Below are 738 nucleotides of genomic sequence, written 5' to 3' on the forward strand. Positions count from 1 at the left end.
GGCCGACTCCCCTCCGGCCACGGTACGGCGGGCGCGGCTCGCCCTCCCGGCGCGCACGGGAGTCACCGTCCCGCTGAGGACGCACGTCACCACCACGCTGAGGACGAGAGTCGCCGTCACGCCGAGGACGGAACTCGCCACCCCCGCGAGAGGAACCGCGTCCGTCGCCTTCCCGACGCGGCCTGGAGTCACCATCACGCCGAGGTCGGGAGTCCCCCCCGTCGCGGTAGGAGGGACGCGCGTCTCCGTCGCGACGCGACCGCGAGTCACCCTCACGCTGCGGGCGCGACTCGCCAGCCCCTCGATACGGCGGAGGCGCTGCACCAGTGCGACGCGGATCGGGTTCGTCAGGTCGACCACGGCCACCGGAGGAACGGCCGACGCCACCTGCGCGCGGCGGCCGCTCGTCGCGCCGTCCGGATTCGCGGTCGTCGCGGTCGGATCCTGAGTCGTCCATGCGTTCCTCGCCTGTCGTGGTGATGCTCTGTGGAGTTGACCCGCCCGAGGGCAGGAGGACGGTCGCAGCCGTCGCACCACCCTAACCCGCACCGCGCTCGAGCGAGCCCCGCGGATCCGACGCGATACCCAGATCGGTCGCGATCGGACTGCGCTGGTCGAACACCGCGCTGATCGAAGCCAGTGCAGAGTGATGACAGCGCAGAGTGACGACAGGCCTGATTGACGACACCGTCCTGATTGACGACACCGTCCTGATTGACGACACCGTCCTGGTTGACC

The 738-nt window shown here is 70.7% G+C and carries 1 protein-coding gene; it reads right to left on the reverse strand.

Annotation, left to right across the window (positions count from 1 at the left end; genetic code table 11):
- Positions 1-538: 538 nt before the first annotated feature.
- The coding region (locus tag ACH61_RS18730) for a hypothetical protein (protein ID WP_236713737.1) at positions 539-738 on the reverse strand (200 nt) is incomplete at its 5' end.

Source organism: Rathayibacter tanaceti, assembly GCF_001634385.1.
Classification (GTDB): Bacteria; Actinomycetota; Actinomycetes; order Actinomycetales; family Microbacteriaceae; genus Rathayibacter; species Rathayibacter tanaceti.